Raw genomic sequence first — 18,221 nt, forward strand, 5'->3', positions numbered from 1 at the left:
ACTCCGTGAAAACAACGAAAACACTCAGTGCAGTGGCACTACTTACGTCTCTATTGTCAACCAATGTATTTGCAGCGGATAAAGAGCTTACGCTTATGCTTGACTGGTTTGTTAACCCGAACCACGGCCCAATCGTAATTGCTAAAGAGCGCGGTTACTTTGAACAGCAAGGCATTGAAGTGAACATTCAAGAGCCAGCTGATCCAAGCACACCGCCAAAGCTAGTGGCGGCGGGGAAAGTTGACCTCGCCATCTCTTATCAGCCGAGCCTTACGATTGATGTGGCGGCTGGCTTGCCATTGATTCGTTCGGCAACGTTAATCGCAACACCGCTGAATACATTAATGGTGCTAGACAACGGCAAGAATGACAACTTAGGTGACCTAAAAAGCAAAAACATTGGTATTGCGATTGCGGGGAACGAAGAAGCAACGATTGGTACCATGCTCGGGCAAGAGGGTGTGAAGTTCTCAGAAGTGAACATCATCAATGTAGGTTGGGCGCTGTCGTCTTCTTTAGCATCAGGCAAGGTCGATGCAATCTGGGGCGGCTTACGTAACTTTGAAACCAACCAACTTGCACTTGAAGGTTACAAAGCCAAAGCCTTCTACCCAGAAGAGCATGGTGTTCCTGCTTATGATGAACTGGTCTTTGTTGCCAACGCAAAAACGCATGATGCCGAGGCTATTAAAGCGTTCAACAAAGCGTTAGAGCAAGCGACGACCTACATCGTGAATCACCCAGATGCATCCTGGAAAGAGTTTGTCGCGTACTCGCCTGACACTCTGAACAATGAGCTTAATAAGCGTGCTTGGAATGACACTCTGACTCGTTTTGCATTGCGCCCGTCAGCGGTTGACCTAAAACGTTACGACGATTATGCCGAGTTTATGTACTCACAGAAGTTGATTGAAACTTTGCCGAAAGCGGCTGATTACGTGCCGGAGTTTAACTAATGAAGTATCAAGATTTGATCGCGGCATGTGAGTCCGATTGGCAGGAGTATACTCAGCATGAGTTTGTTGAGCAGCTTGCTCTGGGCACCTTGCCACAGCCATGTTTCTTACACTATTTGAAACAGGACTTTTTGTTCTTGAAACAGTATGCGAGAGCGTACGCGTTAGCTATCTACAAGGCTCGTAACCTAGAAGATATGCGCCGTGCACTGCCAAGTGTTCATGCCTTACTTGATTCTGAAATCGCCCATCACGTGACTTATTGTGGTCAGTGGGGATTGACCGAATCTGACCTAGAGAATGAACCTGAAGATTTCGGTACGGTGGCTTACACTCGCTATGTACTTGATGCAGGTATGACGGGCGACTTGGTAGAGCTGTACGCCGCACTCGCGCCTTGTTCAATCGGCTATGCCGTCATAGGTAAAGCCTTGTTGGAAAACGATAAGACAGTACTCGAAGGCAACCCATATCGAAGCTGGATTGAGCTGTATGGCGGAGAGGAATTCCAGTCAGGTGTCGCTTCTGGCGCAGAGCACTTCAACCAGCTGTTAGAAGAGATCGATATCAACAGCCAACGCGGGCAAAACCTTATCCAAGTGTTTAAGACCGCTACTCGAATGGAAGTGGCCTTCTGGCAGCAAGGCTTGAATGTAAGCTAATCCTAAATAGGTTAGCGCTCATAGGGGCGCTAACCTATGCCAGTTAATTCTCTATTTCAATGCTTCTAGGTAAGCAATACTGGCTTGTTTTGCTTGATCGTTAATTGTCACGCTCTCTTTCGCTCGTAACTCTAAATAGATAGTGATGCATTGCTCCAGTGCTGAAATCAACGATGTTTTCTCTGGCTGAGCGACGGTCTTTACTAACTTACTAGCAAACTCTGGCAGACGCTTCTCAATTGTACGCACCCCCGACGGCGTTAAGCCTGCTTGCTGCAGTGCTAGTGGAGACAGTGCTGTCACTCGCAGGAAAGAGATAAACTCTAGGGTTTCGAAGTATTCGCCGCGAGCGATCTTGGTGGCAGCATAGTGAACCCAAATCCAGAATCGGTCTTCGATCCATTGAGCATTAGGTTGTGGGTAGTATGGTTGTTTCGTAACAAATACATCGCTTAAGCAAGAACCACGTTGCCAAAGAACTTGCGTATCATCAACTCGCACAGCGGCATCAGGCAAAGAAACAAACTTGAAATCTACATGTACAGGTTCATCCCTCTCAAATAGAGAGACAATCAGCCTTGGCTCACCGACATGTTCTCCAGTAAAAGCGGCAAGTAAGCCCTCAAACTGATTTAAAATATCGAAGCGTTGCTCCATAACCTCTGAGTGATACTCAGGCTCAATAGCAATAACAAAATCTAGGTCGCTATATTGATCCATAGAGTCTGAAGCATAAGAACCGCTACAGCCAATACCACAAATGCGCGGGTCGTTAGAGAGTACAGCCACAATGTGCTCAAGTACGGCTTGATGAGAAGCAGGAAGGGACTTTGGAAACTTCATTATTTTTACCTATATATCTGGTTGACGAATCGCAACTGCTGGTGCGGTAAAATTTACGCAGCATTATAGAATCTCTAAATTTTCTCTAAAAAGCAATAAGAGAATTGATAACTCGACTTGGTGCAAATGTGTTTTAAGTTAGTGTAGAGCATGTCTGGATAGGCCAATGCTTCACCCCTTCAACGATTAAAGCTCTGATACGTTCCCAAAGATAGTGCTACAATCACCGCATCAGAATTATCGAGAAAATCCATGTTTATCCATCATGTTAACGGCATCGACTGGCTGGTCATTACCGCGTTTGAAGAACTGAAACCGATGTTTATTGAAGACGCGGGTGACATCCCGTCTTGCTTCTCTATAAAGAGTGAATTGAGCCTAATTGATCAAGCCAAGCGCACTTATGGTTATTTGCCGCCTCTCAGTGGCGTCGTCACCGATACTGGCACATATCAAAGTCAGGATATTGAAGAAGATTTGAACCCACAGCTTGCCTGTCTGGTTGAAGGGCGTGGCCGCGTGTTTATTTATCACGGTGGGTATGTCGCGTTTGTTGATGACGAGAAAACTTTTATAACTCGAATCGACTAACCGTTATTGCTGTCGCCCTTTGATTGCATTCAGCGAACTAGGCAGGATTGCTGGTTTATTAATGTAGCACTAGCACCGTATCAACCGCGCAATGCGGTGATTGGTAAGGCAAAGACCCAGCTAGTTTCAAATCGGTTAGTGCTTTGCTTATAGGGGCGCTAACCTTTCTTAGAAAGTATCTCAGCATTCCAAGCTATTACACTCTTTATTCTATCATTTTATTTCTGTCAAAAGACGGCTGCCTGAACTCACAGTAAATATATGCTAGTGGAAATTTTGACTAGTTGAATTGCAGTTTTATAGGATCTAGATCATATCTACTTTGACAGTGGTTAACTAATTCATCGTAATTCATTAATTGAGAAGAGTCGTTGACATCCCAGGAGTCATTCGAAATGAAATAAACCGAATCGAGCTTATTAGCCAATTTCGTTAGAATTAATGTGTGTGGCATATCAGTATCAGATGGATTGTAACTAACGGAAAATTTACTTATCTCTAACCAGTTTGCTTGTTTGAGGCCTTCCGCTAGCATCTGCAAATTATCACGATCTTTCATATCACCAAAACGGTAACTCTTCTGACTGTTACTGATATTAAAGTTAATATCCGAAATTTTTTCAGAATAAATGAATGTGAACTGCCCGACGGTTATTTTTTTATTCATATTCGACCTTTGAAATTGATTGATAGTAAGTGATTTAAGCACTTAAAGTCAGTGACGCTCGCACTCAAGATCTAACCTCACAAAGTGCCAATGGATGCATGTGTCTATTGATGCATTTGTTGTTGAAATCTGTTAGTTTATTGCGATAAGTTTCAGTGATCATTACTGAGTGAACATCTTAGAATAATATACTTATAAATCAAGGTCTTGCTGATAATGGATTCAGATCACACTTCGGAAGTAACATTACTTCATTATTTACACATAAAACTATCAACATCAATCTTCCGCTTTCTATATTGGCCTGTTTATTGGTTGTTGAGACCCTTTTATCTTATCGCTAGGACCTTTTATCGTAGCGTTGTTTGGGTCTTCACTAGTTTATACCGCGTTATCCGAGCGATTGGTGATGGCTTCGCGTATGTCTTTATAAGAATACTTTATCCAGTTGCTTGGATTTACAAAGGTTCTCTCTATTTTTTTGGTGCAATTATCGCGATTTGGTTTGCACCAGCGTTGCTTTTAAAAGCACTAGGTCTAGAGACATTGTCAAACATAGTTGGTGTTATTTGCTTGGTTATAGGACTTGCGTTCTTTGTGTTTGCTTTAAAGCCGATGATTGGCAATTGGATCTATGATTTTGAACGAAGATAACCCCGACCTAGGTCAAATAAATTAACTTTTAATCGATGTGCTTATAAACACTAAGTGCAATGTTTTTATAAATTAACGCAGGCTTATAAAATGCTCGATGTAATTAAAGATTTTTTTAGAAATTTCGACTTTGATGATTTAGCAAGAGACTTCAATAACTTTTTTGGAACAGATTTTACGTTTGATTTTCGTGAAGTTTACAGCGCGTATTCTGACTTCGCCTTTTTCATTTCCAAAAATGAAAAAACGATTATTTCATCGCTTATTGTTGCGATTTTCCTTGTCTTAGTGGTTTTTTTAATTACCAAACTCCGTGAATCCAGTGATTCGATCGGGGAGATAAAGTACTTCTTAACGAGACCGATATTTTGGTTTTTCATTGGACCTTGGAGTTATGCGTTCCTATTAAAAAATGGTGCCCATACCAGCAGCCTCGGTGCTGTCTTCTTCATGATTTGGGCTGCTGCATTATTTTTAGGACTTGGAGGGTTCATTCTTTTTTCCGTGCCAATGGGGATTTTTTGTCAATTAGTTTATGGCAAAAGGCATCGTGAAGTATTTGAAGTTCCAAAGAATGCTTGATTCTGTTCTTAATGATTAACTAGTTAGGGAAATTTTTATATGTTGAACGATGTGTTTACTTTTGACGCTGTACTGAGCGTGCTGTCATTCTTTCTTAGTGGTGGGGCGGCGATTGCAGGAGGAGCCATTTACTGCTTTGAGTATGTCGGATTTGTAAACGGTATTAGTATCACTTGTGGAGTTGTTTCACTCTATGCAGTGTATCATTATCTTTCAAATAGTGAGGAATACAATACTTTCTCTGACCACTTATTCTCTATCCCATTGTTTTTAATGATGGCTGCTATAGGTGTTAATTTTCATTTCGTTAGTCCATACGCGGCTATTGCGACTCCTTTTTCAGGGGTGTTTGGCTTTGTCGCACTGTGCCTTGCTTTTATGGTTGCATTTGCTCCTCTTATCTTTATCGTTTGGATTGTTACAGGCGGTTTACGCTCTTTTGCTGCCTGGCTCAAATATAGTCGATACGGTCTAATGATTACTGCATCTACCGTCATTGGAACAGGTGCATATCTACGAATTATGCACGAAGAACTGTTCTGGCAAATCATGACGGGTATCTGTTTGTTTATTGCGGCTGTTGTCTTGTACGGAGGCATGCTGCGTGATGGAGAGATCAGAAACCGTAGACTGAAAAGAGAGTTTACCAATCCACTACAAAGCTCGTTACTTTCTAAAAGAGATCGCTATGACTTAGCCGAAGAAGAGCTTGAAAGAGAAGAGCGTTCGCGGGATTAATTTTGAAATTATAATCAATGCTTGTGTCATCAAACATATTTTGAGCATGACATTGTACTAAACACTTAGTAACAGCTCTTATTATATCTTCAAGTGATATAATAAGAGCTTCAAACATCGGCCTTTGCGTTCTGTTATTCTAGACGACAAAGCGTGCTTCACTTCAAATGTCTACCACCATCAAGGTGTAAGGTTCTTCCTGTCATGTAATGACTGGCCAAAACGAACTTGATGCCCTCTATCACTTCTTCAAAGCCCGCCTCTCTCGGAATCAACGCTTTTTGCAGAGCCTTGGCCTTGTATGTCTCGTTGTCCTGTTCATTGAATTTTAGCATCGCAGGTGAGACCGTATTCACTTTCACCTTAGGCGCAAGCATGGCTGAAAACGACAGCGTCAAGTTGTTGAGCGCGGCTTTGCTGGCAGCATAAGCGATGTGCTTTTTACTGCCTTTTTCTGCCACGTAATCACTGATGTGAATGATGTCTGACGTGTCATCGCCAGACATCAGTTGCTCCTTGAGCGTTAGGTTGATCAAATAAGGCACGCTAGCGTGAATCGTCATCATCTGGTTCATGATTAGAGAGGCGTTCTCGCTCGGATCGCTTTTGTTCTCTGGCTTCCAGTCTGACGCATTGTGAATGATGGCTCTAAGTGTCTTATACTCTTGTCCGACGTAATCAAGAAAGCCTTCTAAGCTGCTTTGTTGATAAAAATTGACCTGCTGTAAGTCGGCTCCGTTGCCGCGCAATTGTTGCAGTTGAGGGTAGTCGCTGCGGTAGGTGCCAACTACTCGGTATCCATCTGATAAAAGCTGCTGTGCGAGCGCGAAGCCAAGTCGCTTTCCAACGCCGGTTATTAGTATGGTTCCACTCATCGTAAAAACTCAGCTCTAGTTTGAGGGTTAGTTTTGAAAATACCACCGAGTGCCGTTGTTGAGGTTTCAGAGTTCGCATCCATAACGCCTCTGGATTTAACGCAATAATGAGTAGCCTTGATTGTCACCGCGACGTTCTCTGTTTCGACGAGAGTCTGTATCGCAACTAAGATTTGCTGAGTCAGACGCTCTTGAACCTGTGGACGTTGGGCAAAGAATCGCACGATACGGTTTATTTTAGATAGACCGAGTATCTTGGATTCAGGGATGTAGGCGACTTGCGCAAGACCATCAATAGTGATGAAGTGATGTTCGCACGTCGAAGTCAAATCTATGTCCGACACCTTGACCATCTCATCAACGGACATCTTGTTTTCGATTACACTGATTTTAGGAAAATTGTTGTAGTCGAGCCCTGAAAAAATCTCATGTACATACATCTTTGCAATACGATGGGGCGTTTCAGCCAGGCTATCATCGGTTAGATCGAGTCCAAGCGTACTCACTACTTCCGTCAAGAGCCCTTTAATACGATTGTACTTCTGGTCACTATTCATTTCGCTCGATGTCATGGGGGTTTCAAGGCCTCTTGAGAGCAGAGCCTCTCTTACTCTTTCTGCTTCTGTGGTCAACATTGGCTCAGTCCTTATGATTTAATGGCTTGGTCTGCTTCATAGCTCAGAGTGAGCGAAACGGAGTCAGCAAAGCGCAGCGCGTGAGGCTTATCGATTCTTACTTGAGCGTATTGCACCCAAGGATGATCGATACATATCCCAAGCACATCGCTAGTCAACTTTTCTAGAAGCAGAAACCGTCCAGACTCGACGTGATGAATAATCTTCTTGCAGATGTTCTTGTAGTTGAGTGCGTTTTCCACGTCATCGGACAAACATAGATTGTTTGCGGGATAGTGGATTTCTGCATTGATAACGATGTCTTGCTGCTTAGTTTTCTCTTCTTCGTTGAAGCCAATGAAGGTTCTCAATCGGAGATTTGTAATGGTAATTATGGCGTTGTGATTCATAACGGTTTCCGCTCCATAGAAGGTGATGTCAGGTACGTGCTGGTTAGAAGAAAAGATCAATACAAATCAAGCGAGTCGGGAATTGACGTTCTTTTTGAAGCTTTTTTCGAGCTAAAGGAAATTGAGATCAAAAGGGATGGGTTCGGTCTTTTGACTCAATTGGTCAAAGTTGTTCCAAAGCTGTTCAAAAGAGATGCCAAGCGTTGGGTGATGCTCTTTCGCGGCAATATCGACGAGCGGTCGAAGTACAAAAGCGTATTCGGTGATTTCTCCGCGAGGCAGCTCTACTCCGTCGATGACGCCCACTTGATTACCATAAAGAAGAATATCGATATCCAAGGTGCGTGAAGCATACTCCTTGGTTTCACGTTGGCGATCGTTTTCTAACTCGATTTGATGCAGAACCTTGGACAATCCAGCGATAGGGAGGTCACATTCGAAGCCCGCGACCAGATTGAGAAAGTTGTCCCCTTCAAAACCAACGGGATCGCAATCGTAGAACTTAGAAAGAGTTAGCGGTGCAAAGCGCTGATGCAATGCTTTGAGAGACTCTGTGATGTAGTGTTCTCGGTTAATGTTGCTGCCGATGCTGACATAGACGGTGGCCATGGTATTTCTCCCTTTCCGAGCATCCAAGTACGTTTAAACTTGCTGTGAAGATCAGCAGTGCGTTGTTTTAGTTTCATGAAGATAAAAGCAGAATAGGGGGATGAGTTGGAAAAGGCATAAACGAGCGAGTGCAATCTATCAGATCAGATTGTATGATGGGATGTGTTTTGAAGGCTTCAGAACTTGAGATCCTAGCTAGCCTTCCACTTCTTCACATTTTCTGTCACCGACCAACATATCGAGTTCTTCTTGGCTTATCAGTTCATGGGCTTTCTCCGCGCTATGATCGACAAGTGATGAACGAAGCTTCAAAGACAACAGCCTTCTTTGACGTGGGCTTAACTCTGAAACGCAGTTGAGCATGGTCTTAAATTCTTTGTTGTTAATCATAAGGGTTATCCTCCTCGTAGCCTTCTTAATACGGCGAAAGATGTTTGGGCTACAGCGACTGATTCAGACATCTAACTGATCATTGATAGATTAGGGGAGAGTTAGTGAATATGCAACTGTATTTATATGTGCAATGTATTGATGGGATTGATTCATTTTGGTGACGAAAGCGTGTTGGCTTTACGCTTTTTGGTTGGTGGAAACGATTTTGTGACCCAAACTGCTAGGGGGTGCTAACTTTCACCGAATTGACATTAAGTTGATAAATTTGCCACGTTTCGTCGGCTAAGATGCACCCTAAGTTTGATTCAATGTAGGTCGATAATGTGAAAAGATTAGTGCAGGAGAAGCGCCACGGATTAGCTCTATTACTAGGCTTCTTGCTGGTGGTTGCTCCGATGTCCCTTTTTGTTAGCCATATTGATCTGCTTAGTGAAGTGAGTGATGTCTCTGGTTTTCTTTTTACGATGATCACCAACTCTGCGGGTTCGTCAGGCTTTCTGTTTACGCTCGCGCTGTTGACTTTAATAACCATAAAAGTGATTGGCTTCAATCGTCAGTTTGTGACGAAACTGATGCAGTTGGGCGTTATTTTAGTGATTGGGTTTGCCGCAAAAACGGGTCTAAAGCATGTCACAGAGAGCCCAAGACCATACACAGAACTGCTTTCACACCAATTACTGATCCCACAGCCAGACCACTTTTATAACCTAAACAGTGCGCAAAAAGCTGAGGTCATTGATGAGATATCTCAACGAGTGTCTACTTGGCGAACTCGTCACTGGCAGGGAGAGAAAGACTACTCATTTCCATCTGGTCACACGATTTTTGCGGCGATTTGCGTAGCGTTTTTCGGCGGCTTGTTCCTGCAGAATAAACGTTTTGGCTTAACCGCAATGTTAGGTGTTTGGGCATTGAGTGTGGCATACAGCCGTTTGTGGCTGGGCATGCATCGACCAATCGATTTGGTGGGCTCAATCGCGTTTGTCATGGCGGTCTATTTGGTTATCCCTAACTTCGAAAAGTTGACCGGGATGTTGATTGATCGACTTCATTTACCCTCTAACCTAGCGCTGCGCCTGCGAGGAGACTAGGTCACAACCCCTAATTTACTCGCCATGAAAATAGCGTTTAACGAATTGTACGAATGCTTGTGCTTTAGCGGATGGAAAAACCAGTTGAGGGTACAACAGGTAGATGGCTCCTGACTCTTGACGTGTTTCATCATGCAGAACTTGCACAAGCTGCCCGCGCGTTAACTCATCTTCGACAAAATAGCTGGCAATTCGAATGATCCCCATGTGATTGACGGCAGCACTTTTCAACAGCTCATTCTGATTGCTGTGGAGCCAACCTTGGGCTTCTATTGTTTTACTGGCAAGCGGCCACTCTTTCTGATGTAAGGTTGCCAAACACTCATGCTGTGATAATTGCTCCACTTTTGTTAGTGGCTCGTAGTGTGAGAGATACTCCGGTGACGCGACAAGGCAATGTTCGTAATCAAATAGGTGCGAAGCAATGACATTTTCGGGGGGATTACGTGTCGCTCGAAAGGCAAAATCCACTTCCGTATCCGTAATACTCATCACTTCATAGCTGGAATTTATCTCAAACCTAACGTCAGGGTAGTCGCGTTTAAACTCAGCACACAGTTTGTAAAGCACCGATTCAGCGAACATTTTGGGTGCGGTAAGGCGAAGCACTCCTGTCACATCACTCGCTTGTAGGTTGAGTAGCCTATCGAGTTCCGTTACCTGATTCTTTATGCGTTGCGTTTGAGCGTAAATTTGTGCGCCTTCTGGGGTCAGTCTGACACTGCGCGTTGTTCTGATGATCAAAGGCGTCTGCAGCTCTAACTCTAGGCTTTTGATCTTTGATGATAGATAGCTTTTTGAAACCCCGAGTTGCTCGGCTGCTTTTGAAAAGCTGAGATGAAAAGCAACTTCGTGGAACAGCATGAGCCTTTCAACTCTTTTGGGATTGGACATTGTTCTCATACCAGAATAATCATTTCATAATCCAGTTATTATCATGTTTATTGAAAACAATACAATGAGCACAGATACATTACTTAATTTTGAAAGGTGAGCCATGAATAGCAAGACCTTACCCCTGTCTCAGCACCTACCTAATGTCAGTCAATTGGCCTTTGGCTGTATGGGCCTTGGCGGTGGTTGGAATAACAATCCGATTACACAACAAGATGAGAAACAAGCCAGAGAAGCGATTGAGGTTGCTTTAGAAGGTGGGATAAATTTCTTTGACCATGCTGATATCTATACGTTTGGAAAAGCGGAACAGGTCTTTGGAGAAGTTCTAAAGCAGTCCCCATCGTTGAAAGAGCAAATGTATATTCAGTCTAAATGTGGGATCCGTTTTGAAGATCAGTTGGGCGCTAAGCGCTATGACTTTTCAGCGGACTGGGTGACTCAATCTGTGGACGGCATTCTTTCCAGACTGAATATCGACAAACTCGATGTGTTGCTCTTGCACCGCCCAGATCCCTTGGTTGAATTTGACGAATTAAGTGAAGCGATTAACCGATTAAAAGCGGCAGGAAAAGTAGAGCATCTCGGTGTGTCCAACATGAACCATGCGCAGATGGAGCACTTTCAATCTCGTATCGATAGCAAGATTATTGTTAACCAAACCCAAATGAGCTTGAATCATTTAGACTTCATCAAACAAGCAGTCGCTTTGCCATTTGATGCGCAGCAGTGCTCGCAAGGAACGTTGGAGTACTGTGATATGCACGGCGTTCAGCTTCAAGCTTGGGGATGTTTAGCTCAAGGGATATTTACTGGGCGTGATGACAGTACCGGCGACGCGCGAGTACGCAATACCATTGATTATGTCACGTCACTTGCGGCGCACTACCAAGTCTCACGTGAAGCCGTCGTATTGGCGTTTTTAACTCGCTTACCTCAAGGCATTCAGCCAGTGATAGGGACAGCGAATCCTGCGCGTATTCGTGCATGCTTGGAAGTCGATAAGGTGAAATTGAGCCGCGCTGAATGGTACACCTTACTGGATAAATCACTCGGCCAAGAGATACCGTAAGGAGCTAGGATGGAAATGTTACAAGCCTCTCGGTTGGTCGAGCGCGCCATTGAGTTAGCTGGCCAAAATAAGCAGAACATAGCGGTGGCTGTGACTGACTCTCATGGAGAACTCGTCGCTTTCTATCGGATGGATGGTGTGAGCGTTCAAGCGGGGCTATTGGCGCAAAACAAAGCATACACCTCAGCGAGAGATCGCCAGCCAAGTGGTGATCTTGGTCAGTGGGCAAGAGAGACAGGCAAGCAGCTCAGTTATTGGACTGACCCTAAAATCACGGGGTTTATGGGTGGTTTACCCATTATTTCGAATGATGTTGTTATTGGCGCAATTGGTGTCAGTGGTTTGTCTGAAGAGGAAGATGAAATGCTCGCTAACAAAGCGCTGAATTTACTTTAGCAAGATTACGATTTTAAAAAAGGGCTCTATCACTAGAGCCCTTTCTATATTTATCGGATTGAAAGACCGATTAACGCATCAATACGTTGCGGGTGAACTGCTTCTTCAGCATCGCACTGTATTCTGAGTTAAATGGTACTGTCGCATTTGCACGCATCTCTTGAGGCAGTAGAGAGTTAGAGCTATCTGCATCAGGGTGTTGTGGCGCTGAACCAAATTCGGCATTAATCGCAGATTGTGTCTCTGCTGATGTTAACCAGTTAATGAAAACCAGTGATGCTGCTTTGTGTTGGCTGTTTTTGGCTACCGTTACAAAGTTACCGCCGCCAGACATACCAAATTCAGGAATGTAGAACTTGATGCGGTCTGTTAATGCTCCGCGCTTTTGCAGACCCGCTAGGTGATCTTCCCACGCTGGAGCCATAATGATCTCACCATCGTTAATGCGCGTTAGGCTGTCAGCGTTCGATGCCGTGATCAGGATGTCTTCTTTGTTGCCTTGATACCAATCCCAAGTGTCAGCCCATGACTTAATCACTTTAGGGTCTGTTTTTTCGGTCATTTCAAAGTCGCCGTTTACGTGACGAATTGTTGCTTCGATAAAGCGTTGACCAGCACCACCGCCGTTTGGATCGTTCACACCAAAGTTCATTGGGTTAGTTTTGATGTACTTTTCGATATCAGCAAAGGATTGCGGAAGGTCAGCGGCATCAATACGACCTGAATCGTAAGCGATACCCGTTTGGTTGCCCCAGAATGTCACGCCATAGCCTTGGCTATCGACACCTTCCGCTGATTTGTTCAGTTTTTCGAACTCTGGTAGTACGTTAAGTGGTAATAACGTGCTATCGATTTTAAAGGTCTTTAACGCGGTAGGACCTAGTGCCACGATGTCCATTGAGCCTTGATCACGACGACTCTCCGCTTGCAGTTTATTGCGGTTGCCATCGTGTGTGCCTTCAGGGATACGTACTTTAATGCCTGTTTGCTCTTCGAACGGTTTTACAAACTTACGCCATGCTGGTTGTAGATACCAAACAGAGAATGTCACTGAGCCTTCTTCTTTCGCTTGAGCTTCAATTTGTTCCCAGCTCATTGTATTTACATCGTATGCCATTGCTGAGAAAGAGCTTGCCGCGATAAGTGCAGATAAGAGTGTTTTTTTCATAGTATCCTCTGAATTATGCTTTACCAGTCGACTCTGACAGGTAATTTCCTTTTAGTAGACGTTCAATGAGCAGCATGAGTAGTACGTTAGGAATCACTAAGATTAATGATACTACCGCAGCGTCAGGGCGAATAAATGAATAACCCAAGAACGAGTAGAGTATTGTAGGTACAGTAATAAAGTCAGGTGCGCCCAGTACGAAAGCCATGTTGAACTCTTCAACACTGATCACCAGACAGAAAATGGTCGATGCTAATAAGCTCGGCTTAAGCATCGGTAAAAAAGCGTGTTTGAAGGTGCCAATTTTACCAGCGCCCATATCCGCACAGGCATCGATCAAGTCTTGTGGGATGGCTTTAAAGCCGGCAGACAAAATGCGAATCGCATAAGGTAGTGCAAGTACGGTATGTGCGATAACAATGTTGATGTATGGGTCATTTAGGCCAAGCTCTAGTAGCATTGAGCTAAAGAAAACCGCCAGAATCATTGATGGCATCACCATAGGCAGCAGTGACACCATCTCTGCAATTTTCTTACCTTTGAACTCGAATCGGCCAAATGCATACGCGGTTGGCAGAGCCAGTGTAATGGTAAGAATTGCCACGGCTGGCGCTACGCTATAACTGTTGCGCAGCGCTTCTGGTAACGATGTATTGTTCCAAACTTCCGCCCAGCGGCCGAACGACAGCACTTGTGGGAATAGGTCTGGGTAACTCCACGGATGAGCCGGGTCTACCAGTGACCAAAGAATGGCCATAGCGAATGGAATTCCCAGCCAGACAAGGTTTACCAGAATGAAAAAACCGATCGAGATGGTCATTACTAACTGGGCGTTAGACATCTGTTTTAAGCGGTTCATTTAGATGCCTCCAGAGAAATAACCGGCTTTTTGCGAGTTGAAAATGGTTGAGTCAGTAGTGTCAGTACCACGGCTGAAATCGCAGCAAGAATCATAATCACCATGGCGATAACGGCTGAGTTTTCCCACTCGTAGTATTGGGTAGCGGTGATGTTCATAAGCATCGCAAGTGAGTAACTACTGCGAGAGCCTGCGACAGCCGCGAATGAGAAGTCACCTAAAGCCCCGATAAACACCAAAATAGATGCTGCTTGAAGCGCTGGAATGGTCAGCGGAAATATGATGTTTCTAAAGCGAGACCAACGTGTTGCGCCTAGATCAAGCGCGGCATCAAGCAGGTCGGTACGAATACTCGCAATGGCACCAGTAATCAGAATCAGAGCAAACGGTAGGTTCTTCCAAATTTGCAAAACCACGATGCTCCAACCGAACTTGTCATTAGCAAGTCTCAACGGCTTATCAATCACGCCCATTAGAAGTAGCAGCTCATTGAAGATACCGTGGTAAGCAATCACGTTCATTAACAAGAATGCGGCGACAAGCCCTGGAACAAACATAGGTGCACGAAGTACGCCGATGATAGCAGGCTTGCCTGGTACCTCTTTTTGTAACCAAAGGGCAATTGGATAGGCAAATGCGACAGCGCCTAGTGTGCCCAAAATCGAGGTTCGAAGAGAGTAGCCAACTGAGCGCCATAATACAGGGTCGTTGAGGGTAGTCTGCCAATACTCAAGCGTTGGGTTTGTTTCACCTGTTAGGCTGAATGCGCCAAAGCTTTGCGCAATCACGACATAGAGTGCGCTCCCCATTAGAAGCGCTATCGTTCCTACACCGGGTATAAGTAACAGATAAGGCTTTAATTTCATGCTTCTACCTCTTCTAAAAAGCGAATGGCATGAGGAGGGATACAAACATTGAGTACATCACCACGTTGGGCCGTGACACGACCACTGAGCTGTAGGCGAATCTTCTGATCTTGCAGATTGCCTATCCAACCAAACACATCCAGGTTATTGCCTTGGAAGGCCGTTGAGTCGACGGTGACTTGAAAGCTGTTCGGAGCACCAGCTTCACACAACTCAGCATCTTCCGGACGCCAGCAAATGTAGACATGTTGTCCTAGCGGGGCTGTATCTGATTGAACCGTTAGGTCTGCGAGATTACAGGTGATGGCATAACTGTTTTCGTCGCCACTATTTTCGACGTATGCGCTATGAATGTTCGCAGCACCAATAAAATCGGCAACAAATCGGCTATTTGGACGATAGTAGATATCTTCAGGTGTTCCGATTTGTTCAATTTGTCCTTTGTTAAGTACCACGATGCGATCGCTCATCGCCAGTGCTTCAGCTTGGTCGTGCGTGACATAAATAGAGGTCAGATTGTGCTGGCGCTGCAATTCTTTGATTTCGAAACGCACACCTTCACGCATTTTTGCATCAAGATTAGAAAGTGGTTCGTCAAAAAGAATGATGTCAGGGCGCGTAACCATCGCACGAGCAAGAGCTACACGCTGCTGTTGACCACCAGAAAGTTGACCAGGAAGTTTGTCTTTGTGTTCCATAAGGCCAACTTGATCGAGGATTTCGGCTAAACGTTTGTGTTGCTCACGCTTATCGATCTTTTGCTGCTCCATACCAAAACAGATGTTGTGTGAAACGCTCAAGTGTGGAAATAGAGCGTAAGACTGAAAACACATTGCTGTTTCGCGTTTTTCAGGAGGCGTATTAGTTGCGACGCGATCATTGATCAAAATGTCGCCGCTTGATGGAATTTGAAATCCACCAATCATTTTCAATAAGGTTGTTTTTCCGCAGCCGCTCGGCCCTAGTAAAGTGACAAACTCCCCTTTTTTAACTGAAAAAGAGATGTCTTTCGAGGCGTAAAAATCACCGTAGTTCTTGGTGATTGAGCGTAATTCTAAAATGTTCATATTAACCTTTTTAAAAAAGTTTAATGTTTCCGTTAAGACTATTTTTAGTTTATTTCAAAATTATTACTTGGCGATTAAAATTGCCTGAAAGTTACGCTCAGATCACGGTTAATTTTTTATCTTATTGTTTTATATAGGTATTTTATAGTGTCACAATTCTGTATTTTGTTAGTTGACAAATATGCACCACGGAGATTAATCTCTATTAAACTTTGTTAGGTAGTTTAATTGGAGTGAGCCTTTGGCCTTTGAGTTTGTCGTAGCCCATCAAGGTAATGTGTTGGTTAATCCGCATCGAGGTGACTGCCTTTTTTACCCAGAAAACACCATGCTAGCGTTTCAAAGTGCGTTGGAAAAAGGCACGAGTTGTATTGAAATCGATGTTGCGATGACCAGTGATGGTCACATTGTTGTTATTCACGATCCTAGTGTAGACCGCACTTCGAACGGCTCGGGCTATGTAGAACAAATGACGCTAGCTCAACTGAAAGCGCTCGACTTTGGACAGTGGTTCGATGACAAGTTTCAAGGTACGTCGATTTCACTACTGTCCGATGTTTTGGATTGGGCTTTGCTCAATCAAGTTGGCCTTGTGATTGAGGCCAAGCAGCGCAGGTTGCATCAAGAGTTTGCTCTGTCTTTGGTTGAACTGCTTAAACAAAAACCGAAAAGCATCGATCAAGTTTTGTTGCTTGGCTTTGACCATAGTTTGATCAACCGAGCAAAGGCGCTGTTGCCTGAACTTAAAATACAGGTAGTGACCTTAGCTAAATACGATGATCAGGTGGGGGCAGTACTCGCATCGAATGCCGACAGTGTCTGTGTCGAATACCCTTACACATCAAAAGAGGTGTTAGAAGGGTATAAAGCAGCGGGGTTATCGGTTCGACTTTACTTGCCGAATAAAGGTGAGAATATCGTGACGACTCAGTGGTTTAACCAGTATTATGGCTACGATGTTCACAGTGAAGTCATTGATTGGATTCGTAGTGGGCTGATTGACATGTTGAGTCATGACGACATCGATATGCTGAAAGACTTGATTGAAGAAGCTGGCATGAAAGCCATTTAAGGAAACGACTACCCATGTTACACCCGATTAAACCTGTTCAATTAGAGCTCACAACCGGGCAAAAGAAAATTCTAGCGACGTGTCGTCAAGAAGGCTCTGTGTCGCGCGCTAAAATTGTTGAACTTACCGGGCTTCGTAGCGGTAGCGTGACCAGTATTTCTAAAGAGTTACTGGCCATGAATCTCATTAAGGAAGGCGCGCGTGTTCGTATCGGCCGTGGTCAGCCCATTATTCCTTTAGAGTTAAACCCTTATGCGGCGTTTTCATTCGGTATCGCTTTTCATATTCAACGTATTGATATTGGCCTCGCTAACTTCTGCGGGACGCTAGTCGATAAGGTCAGCATTTCTTATCAAGAAGACGCTTCAATTGATGTCGTAATCAGTCAGATTCGTCAGGAGATTGACTCGCTCATCGATAAGCAAAAGCTCCACCATGCGCGTATCCTTGGGATTGGTGTGTCATTACCAGGGCCAACAAAGGGTGATCGCAAAAGCATTTACACTGTAAAGGCATTGGCGCACTGGCGAGATGAACCACTTGCTGACAAATTTGGGCAACATTTTGATTGGCCAGTTTGGATAGACAATGACTGTAAATCAGCCGTGGTTGGTGAGTACTACTCAGGTGAATGGCCGGGTGTAAAGAACATGGTGCTGATCGAGCTTGGTCACGGTGTTGGTGGCGGTGCTATCGTCAACGGCAAACTCTATCGTGGTAGCCGTCAAAATGCGGGTGAAATTGGTACCTATTTCAGCATTATTGGTGAAGAGAAGAAGCCAACGATTCGTGGGCTGCTCAATCATCTCAATGAAGCGGGCTACGATGTGCATGATCCTGAACACATTCCAGACAGCTCAAATCCAGTCGTACGCCAATGGTTAGACAATGCCGTTGAGCAACTGCGCCCTTTAATGATGCTGACGATTGGCTGGCTAGATCCAGATTGTGTGATTATTGCAGGTGAGTGCCCTAAACCTCTTATCCAAACCCTGATCGATGAAATGAATCTTACACACGAGTGGGCTCAGTTCGAACGTGACTACCCAATCGCTCGTATATCCCCAACAAAAGTTGGAATGTCGCTGAATACCTATGGGGCATGTATGTACCCGGTATTTCGCACACTAGGTATTTAATAA

The 18,221-nt window shown here is 44.3% G+C and carries 21 protein-coding genes; 10 read left to right on the forward strand and 11 right to left on the reverse strand.

What is annotated here, in order from left to right; all coding sequences use genetic code 11:
• The first annotated feature begins 5 nt into the window (after nt 1–5).
• The gene (locus tag F0231_RS00370; protein ID WP_171757730.1) at nt 6–956 is read left to right on the forward strand and encodes an ABC transporter substrate-binding protein; all 951 of its coding nucleotides are present in this window, start codon (nt 6–8) and stop codon (nt 954–956) included.
• Nucleotides 956–1,618 (forward strand): thiaminase II, encoded by a 663-nt coding sequence (tenA, locus tag F0231_RS00375; RefSeq protein ID WP_171757731.1) that lies wholly within the window; start codon nt 956–958, stop codon nt 1,616–1,618. Before F0231_RS00370 ends, tenA begins: the two co-directional genes overlap by 1 nt.
• Nucleotides 1,619–1,669: 51 nt before the next feature.
• Here tenA and F0231_RS00380 read toward each other — a convergent pair whose 3' ends face one another.
• Nucleotides 1,670–2,461, reverse strand: coding sequence for an oxalate:formate antiporter (locus F0231_RS00380; protein WP_171757732.1), 792 nt, complete (start codon nt 2,459–2,461; stop codon nt 1,670–1,672).
• Nucleotides 2,462–2,713: 252 nt separating this feature from the next.
• Between F0231_RS00380 and F0231_RS00385 the strand changes: the two genes are divergently transcribed.
• The 3 genes from F0231_RS00385 (at nt 2,714) to F0231_RS00395 (ending at nt 5,693) form a co-directional block, all read left to right on the forward strand.
• Nucleotides 2,714–3,052, forward strand: coding sequence for a cytosolic protein (locus tag F0231_RS00385; protein ID WP_171757733.1), 339 nt, complete (start codon nt 2,714–2,716; stop codon nt 3,050–3,052).
• 1,411 nt (nt 3,053–4,463) lie between these two features.
• Complete coding sequence (locus F0231_RS00390) at nt 4,464–4,955, forward strand: hypothetical protein (RefSeq protein WP_171757734.1); 492 nt, start codon at nt 4,464–4,466, stop codon at nt 4,953–4,955.
• Nucleotides 4,956–4,994: 39 nt separating this feature from the next.
• A complete protein-coding gene (locus tag F0231_RS00395; protein ID WP_171757735.1) occupies nt 4,995–5,693 on the forward strand; it encodes a hypothetical protein in 699 nt (232 codons plus the stop codon).
• Nucleotides 5,694–5,851: 158 nt separating this feature from the next.
• Here the strand turns inward: F0231_RS00395 and folM are convergent, their stop codons facing one another.
• The 5 genes from folM to F0231_RS00420 all read right to left on the reverse strand — a co-directional run bounded on the left by folM (nt 5,852) and on the right by F0231_RS00420 (nt 8,591).
• Nucleotides 5,852–6,568 (reverse strand): dihydromonapterin reductase, encoded by a 717-nt coding sequence (gene folM, locus F0231_RS00400; protein ID WP_171757736.1) that lies wholly within the window; start codon nt 6,566–6,568, stop codon nt 5,852–5,854.
• Nucleotides 6,565–7,203 carry a GTP cyclohydrolase I FolE gene (folE, locus tag F0231_RS00405; RefSeq protein ID WP_171757737.1) on the reverse strand — a complete coding sequence of 213 codons (639 nt, stop codon included), beginning with the start codon at nt 7,201–7,203 and terminating at the stop codon, nt 6,565–6,567. The genes folM and folE overlap by 4 nt, the downstream gene beginning before the upstream one ends.
• An 11-nt stretch (nt 7,204–7,214) precedes the next feature.
• Nucleotides 7,215–7,592 (reverse strand): dihydroneopterin triphosphate 2'-epimerase, encoded by a 378-nt coding sequence (gene folX / locus F0231_RS00410; RefSeq protein WP_171757738.1) that lies wholly within the window; start codon nt 7,590–7,592, stop codon nt 7,215–7,217.
• Between the two features lie 111 nt (nt 7,593–7,703).
• Nucleotides 7,704–8,201, reverse strand: a complete 498-nt coding sequence (gene folK / locus F0231_RS00415) for a 2-amino-4-hydroxy-6-hydroxymethyldihydropteridine diphosphokinase (protein WP_171757739.1) — start codon at nt 8,199–8,201, stop codon at nt 7,704–7,706.
• A 195-nt stretch (nt 8,202–8,396) separates the two neighbouring features.
• Nucleotides 8,397–8,591 carry a hypothetical protein gene (locus tag F0231_RS00420; protein ID WP_171757740.1) on the reverse strand — a complete coding sequence of 65 codons (195 nt, stop codon included), beginning with the start codon at nt 8,589–8,591 and terminating at the stop codon, nt 8,397–8,399.
• A gap of 326 nt (nt 8,592–8,917) precedes the next feature.
• On the opposite strand from F0231_RS00420, the gene F0231_RS00425 reads away from it, so the two are divergent.
• Nucleotides 8,918–9,685 carry a phosphatase PAP2 family protein gene (locus F0231_RS00425; RefSeq protein ID WP_171757741.1) on the forward strand — a complete coding sequence of 256 codons (768 nt, stop codon included), beginning with the start codon at nt 8,918–8,920 and terminating at the stop codon, nt 9,683–9,685.
• A 15-nt stretch (nt 9,686–9,700) separates the two neighbouring features.
• Here F0231_RS00425 and F0231_RS00430 read toward each other — a convergent pair whose 3' ends face one another.
• Nucleotides 9,701–10,579 (reverse strand): LysR family transcriptional regulator, encoded by an 879-nt coding sequence (locus F0231_RS00430; protein ID WP_171757742.1) that lies wholly within the window; start codon nt 10,577–10,579, stop codon nt 9,701–9,703.
• Between the two features lie 103 nt (nt 10,580–10,682).
• Between F0231_RS00430 and F0231_RS00435 the strand changes: the two genes are divergently transcribed.
• On the forward strand, nt 10,683–11,651 hold the full coding sequence (locus tag F0231_RS00435) for an aldo/keto reductase family oxidoreductase (RefSeq protein ID WP_171757743.1): 969 nt from the start codon (nt 10,683–10,685) through the stop codon (nt 11,649–11,651).
• A gap of 9 nt (nt 11,652–11,660) precedes the next feature.
• Nucleotides 11,661–12,047, forward strand: a complete 387-nt coding sequence (locus F0231_RS00440) for a heme-binding protein (RefSeq protein WP_171757744.1) — start codon at nt 11,661–11,663, stop codon at nt 12,045–12,047.
• Nucleotides 12,048–12,117: 70 nt separating this feature from the next.
• On the opposite strand, the gene F0231_RS00445 is transcribed toward F0231_RS00440, so the two are convergent.
• The 4 genes from F0231_RS00445 to F0231_RS00460 are packed head-to-tail and all read right to left on the reverse strand — an operon-like array spanning nt 12,118 to nt 16,007.
• The gene (locus F0231_RS00445; RefSeq protein ID WP_171757745.1) at nt 12,118–13,215 is read right to left on the reverse strand and encodes an extracellular solute-binding protein; all 1,098 of its coding nucleotides are present in this window, start codon (nt 13,213–13,215) and stop codon (nt 12,118–12,120) included.
• Nucleotides 13,216–13,228: 13 nt separating this feature from the next.
• Nucleotides 13,229–14,074, reverse strand: a complete 846-nt coding sequence (locus F0231_RS00450) for an ABC transporter permease (protein ID WP_171757746.1) — start codon at nt 14,072–14,074, stop codon at nt 13,229–13,231.
• The gene (locus tag F0231_RS00455; protein WP_171757747.1) at nt 14,071–14,940 is read right to left on the reverse strand and encodes an ABC transporter permease; all 870 of its coding nucleotides are present in this window, start codon (nt 14,938–14,940) and stop codon (nt 14,071–14,073) included. The genes F0231_RS00450 and F0231_RS00455 overlap by 4 nt, the downstream gene beginning before the upstream one ends.
• A complete protein-coding gene (locus F0231_RS00460; RefSeq protein ID WP_171757748.1) occupies nt 14,937–16,007 on the reverse strand; it encodes an ABC transporter ATP-binding protein in 1,071 nt (356 codons plus the stop codon). The genes F0231_RS00455 and F0231_RS00460 overlap by 4 nt, the downstream gene beginning before the upstream one ends.
• Nucleotides 16,008–16,248: 241 nt before the next feature.
• Between F0231_RS00460 and F0231_RS00465 the strand changes: the two genes are divergently transcribed.
• Both F0231_RS00465 and F0231_RS00470 read left to right on the forward strand, forming a co-directional pair.
• Nucleotides 16,249–17,079: a glycerophosphodiester phosphodiesterase family protein gene (locus tag F0231_RS00465; protein ID WP_171757749.1), complete on the forward strand. Its 831-nt coding sequence runs from the start codon at nt 16,249–16,251 to the stop codon at nt 17,077–17,079.
• 14 nt (nt 17,080–17,093) lie between these two features.
• Entirely contained in the window at nt 17,094–18,218 is a 1,125-nt protein-coding gene (locus F0231_RS00470; protein ID WP_171757750.1) for an ROK family transcriptional regulator, read from the forward strand.
• Nucleotides 18,219–18,221 lie beyond the last annotated feature (3 nt).

Source organism: Vibrio sp. RE86, from assembly GCF_013114545.1.
GTDB lineage: Bacteria > Pseudomonadota > Gammaproteobacteria > Enterobacterales > Vibrionaceae > Vibrio.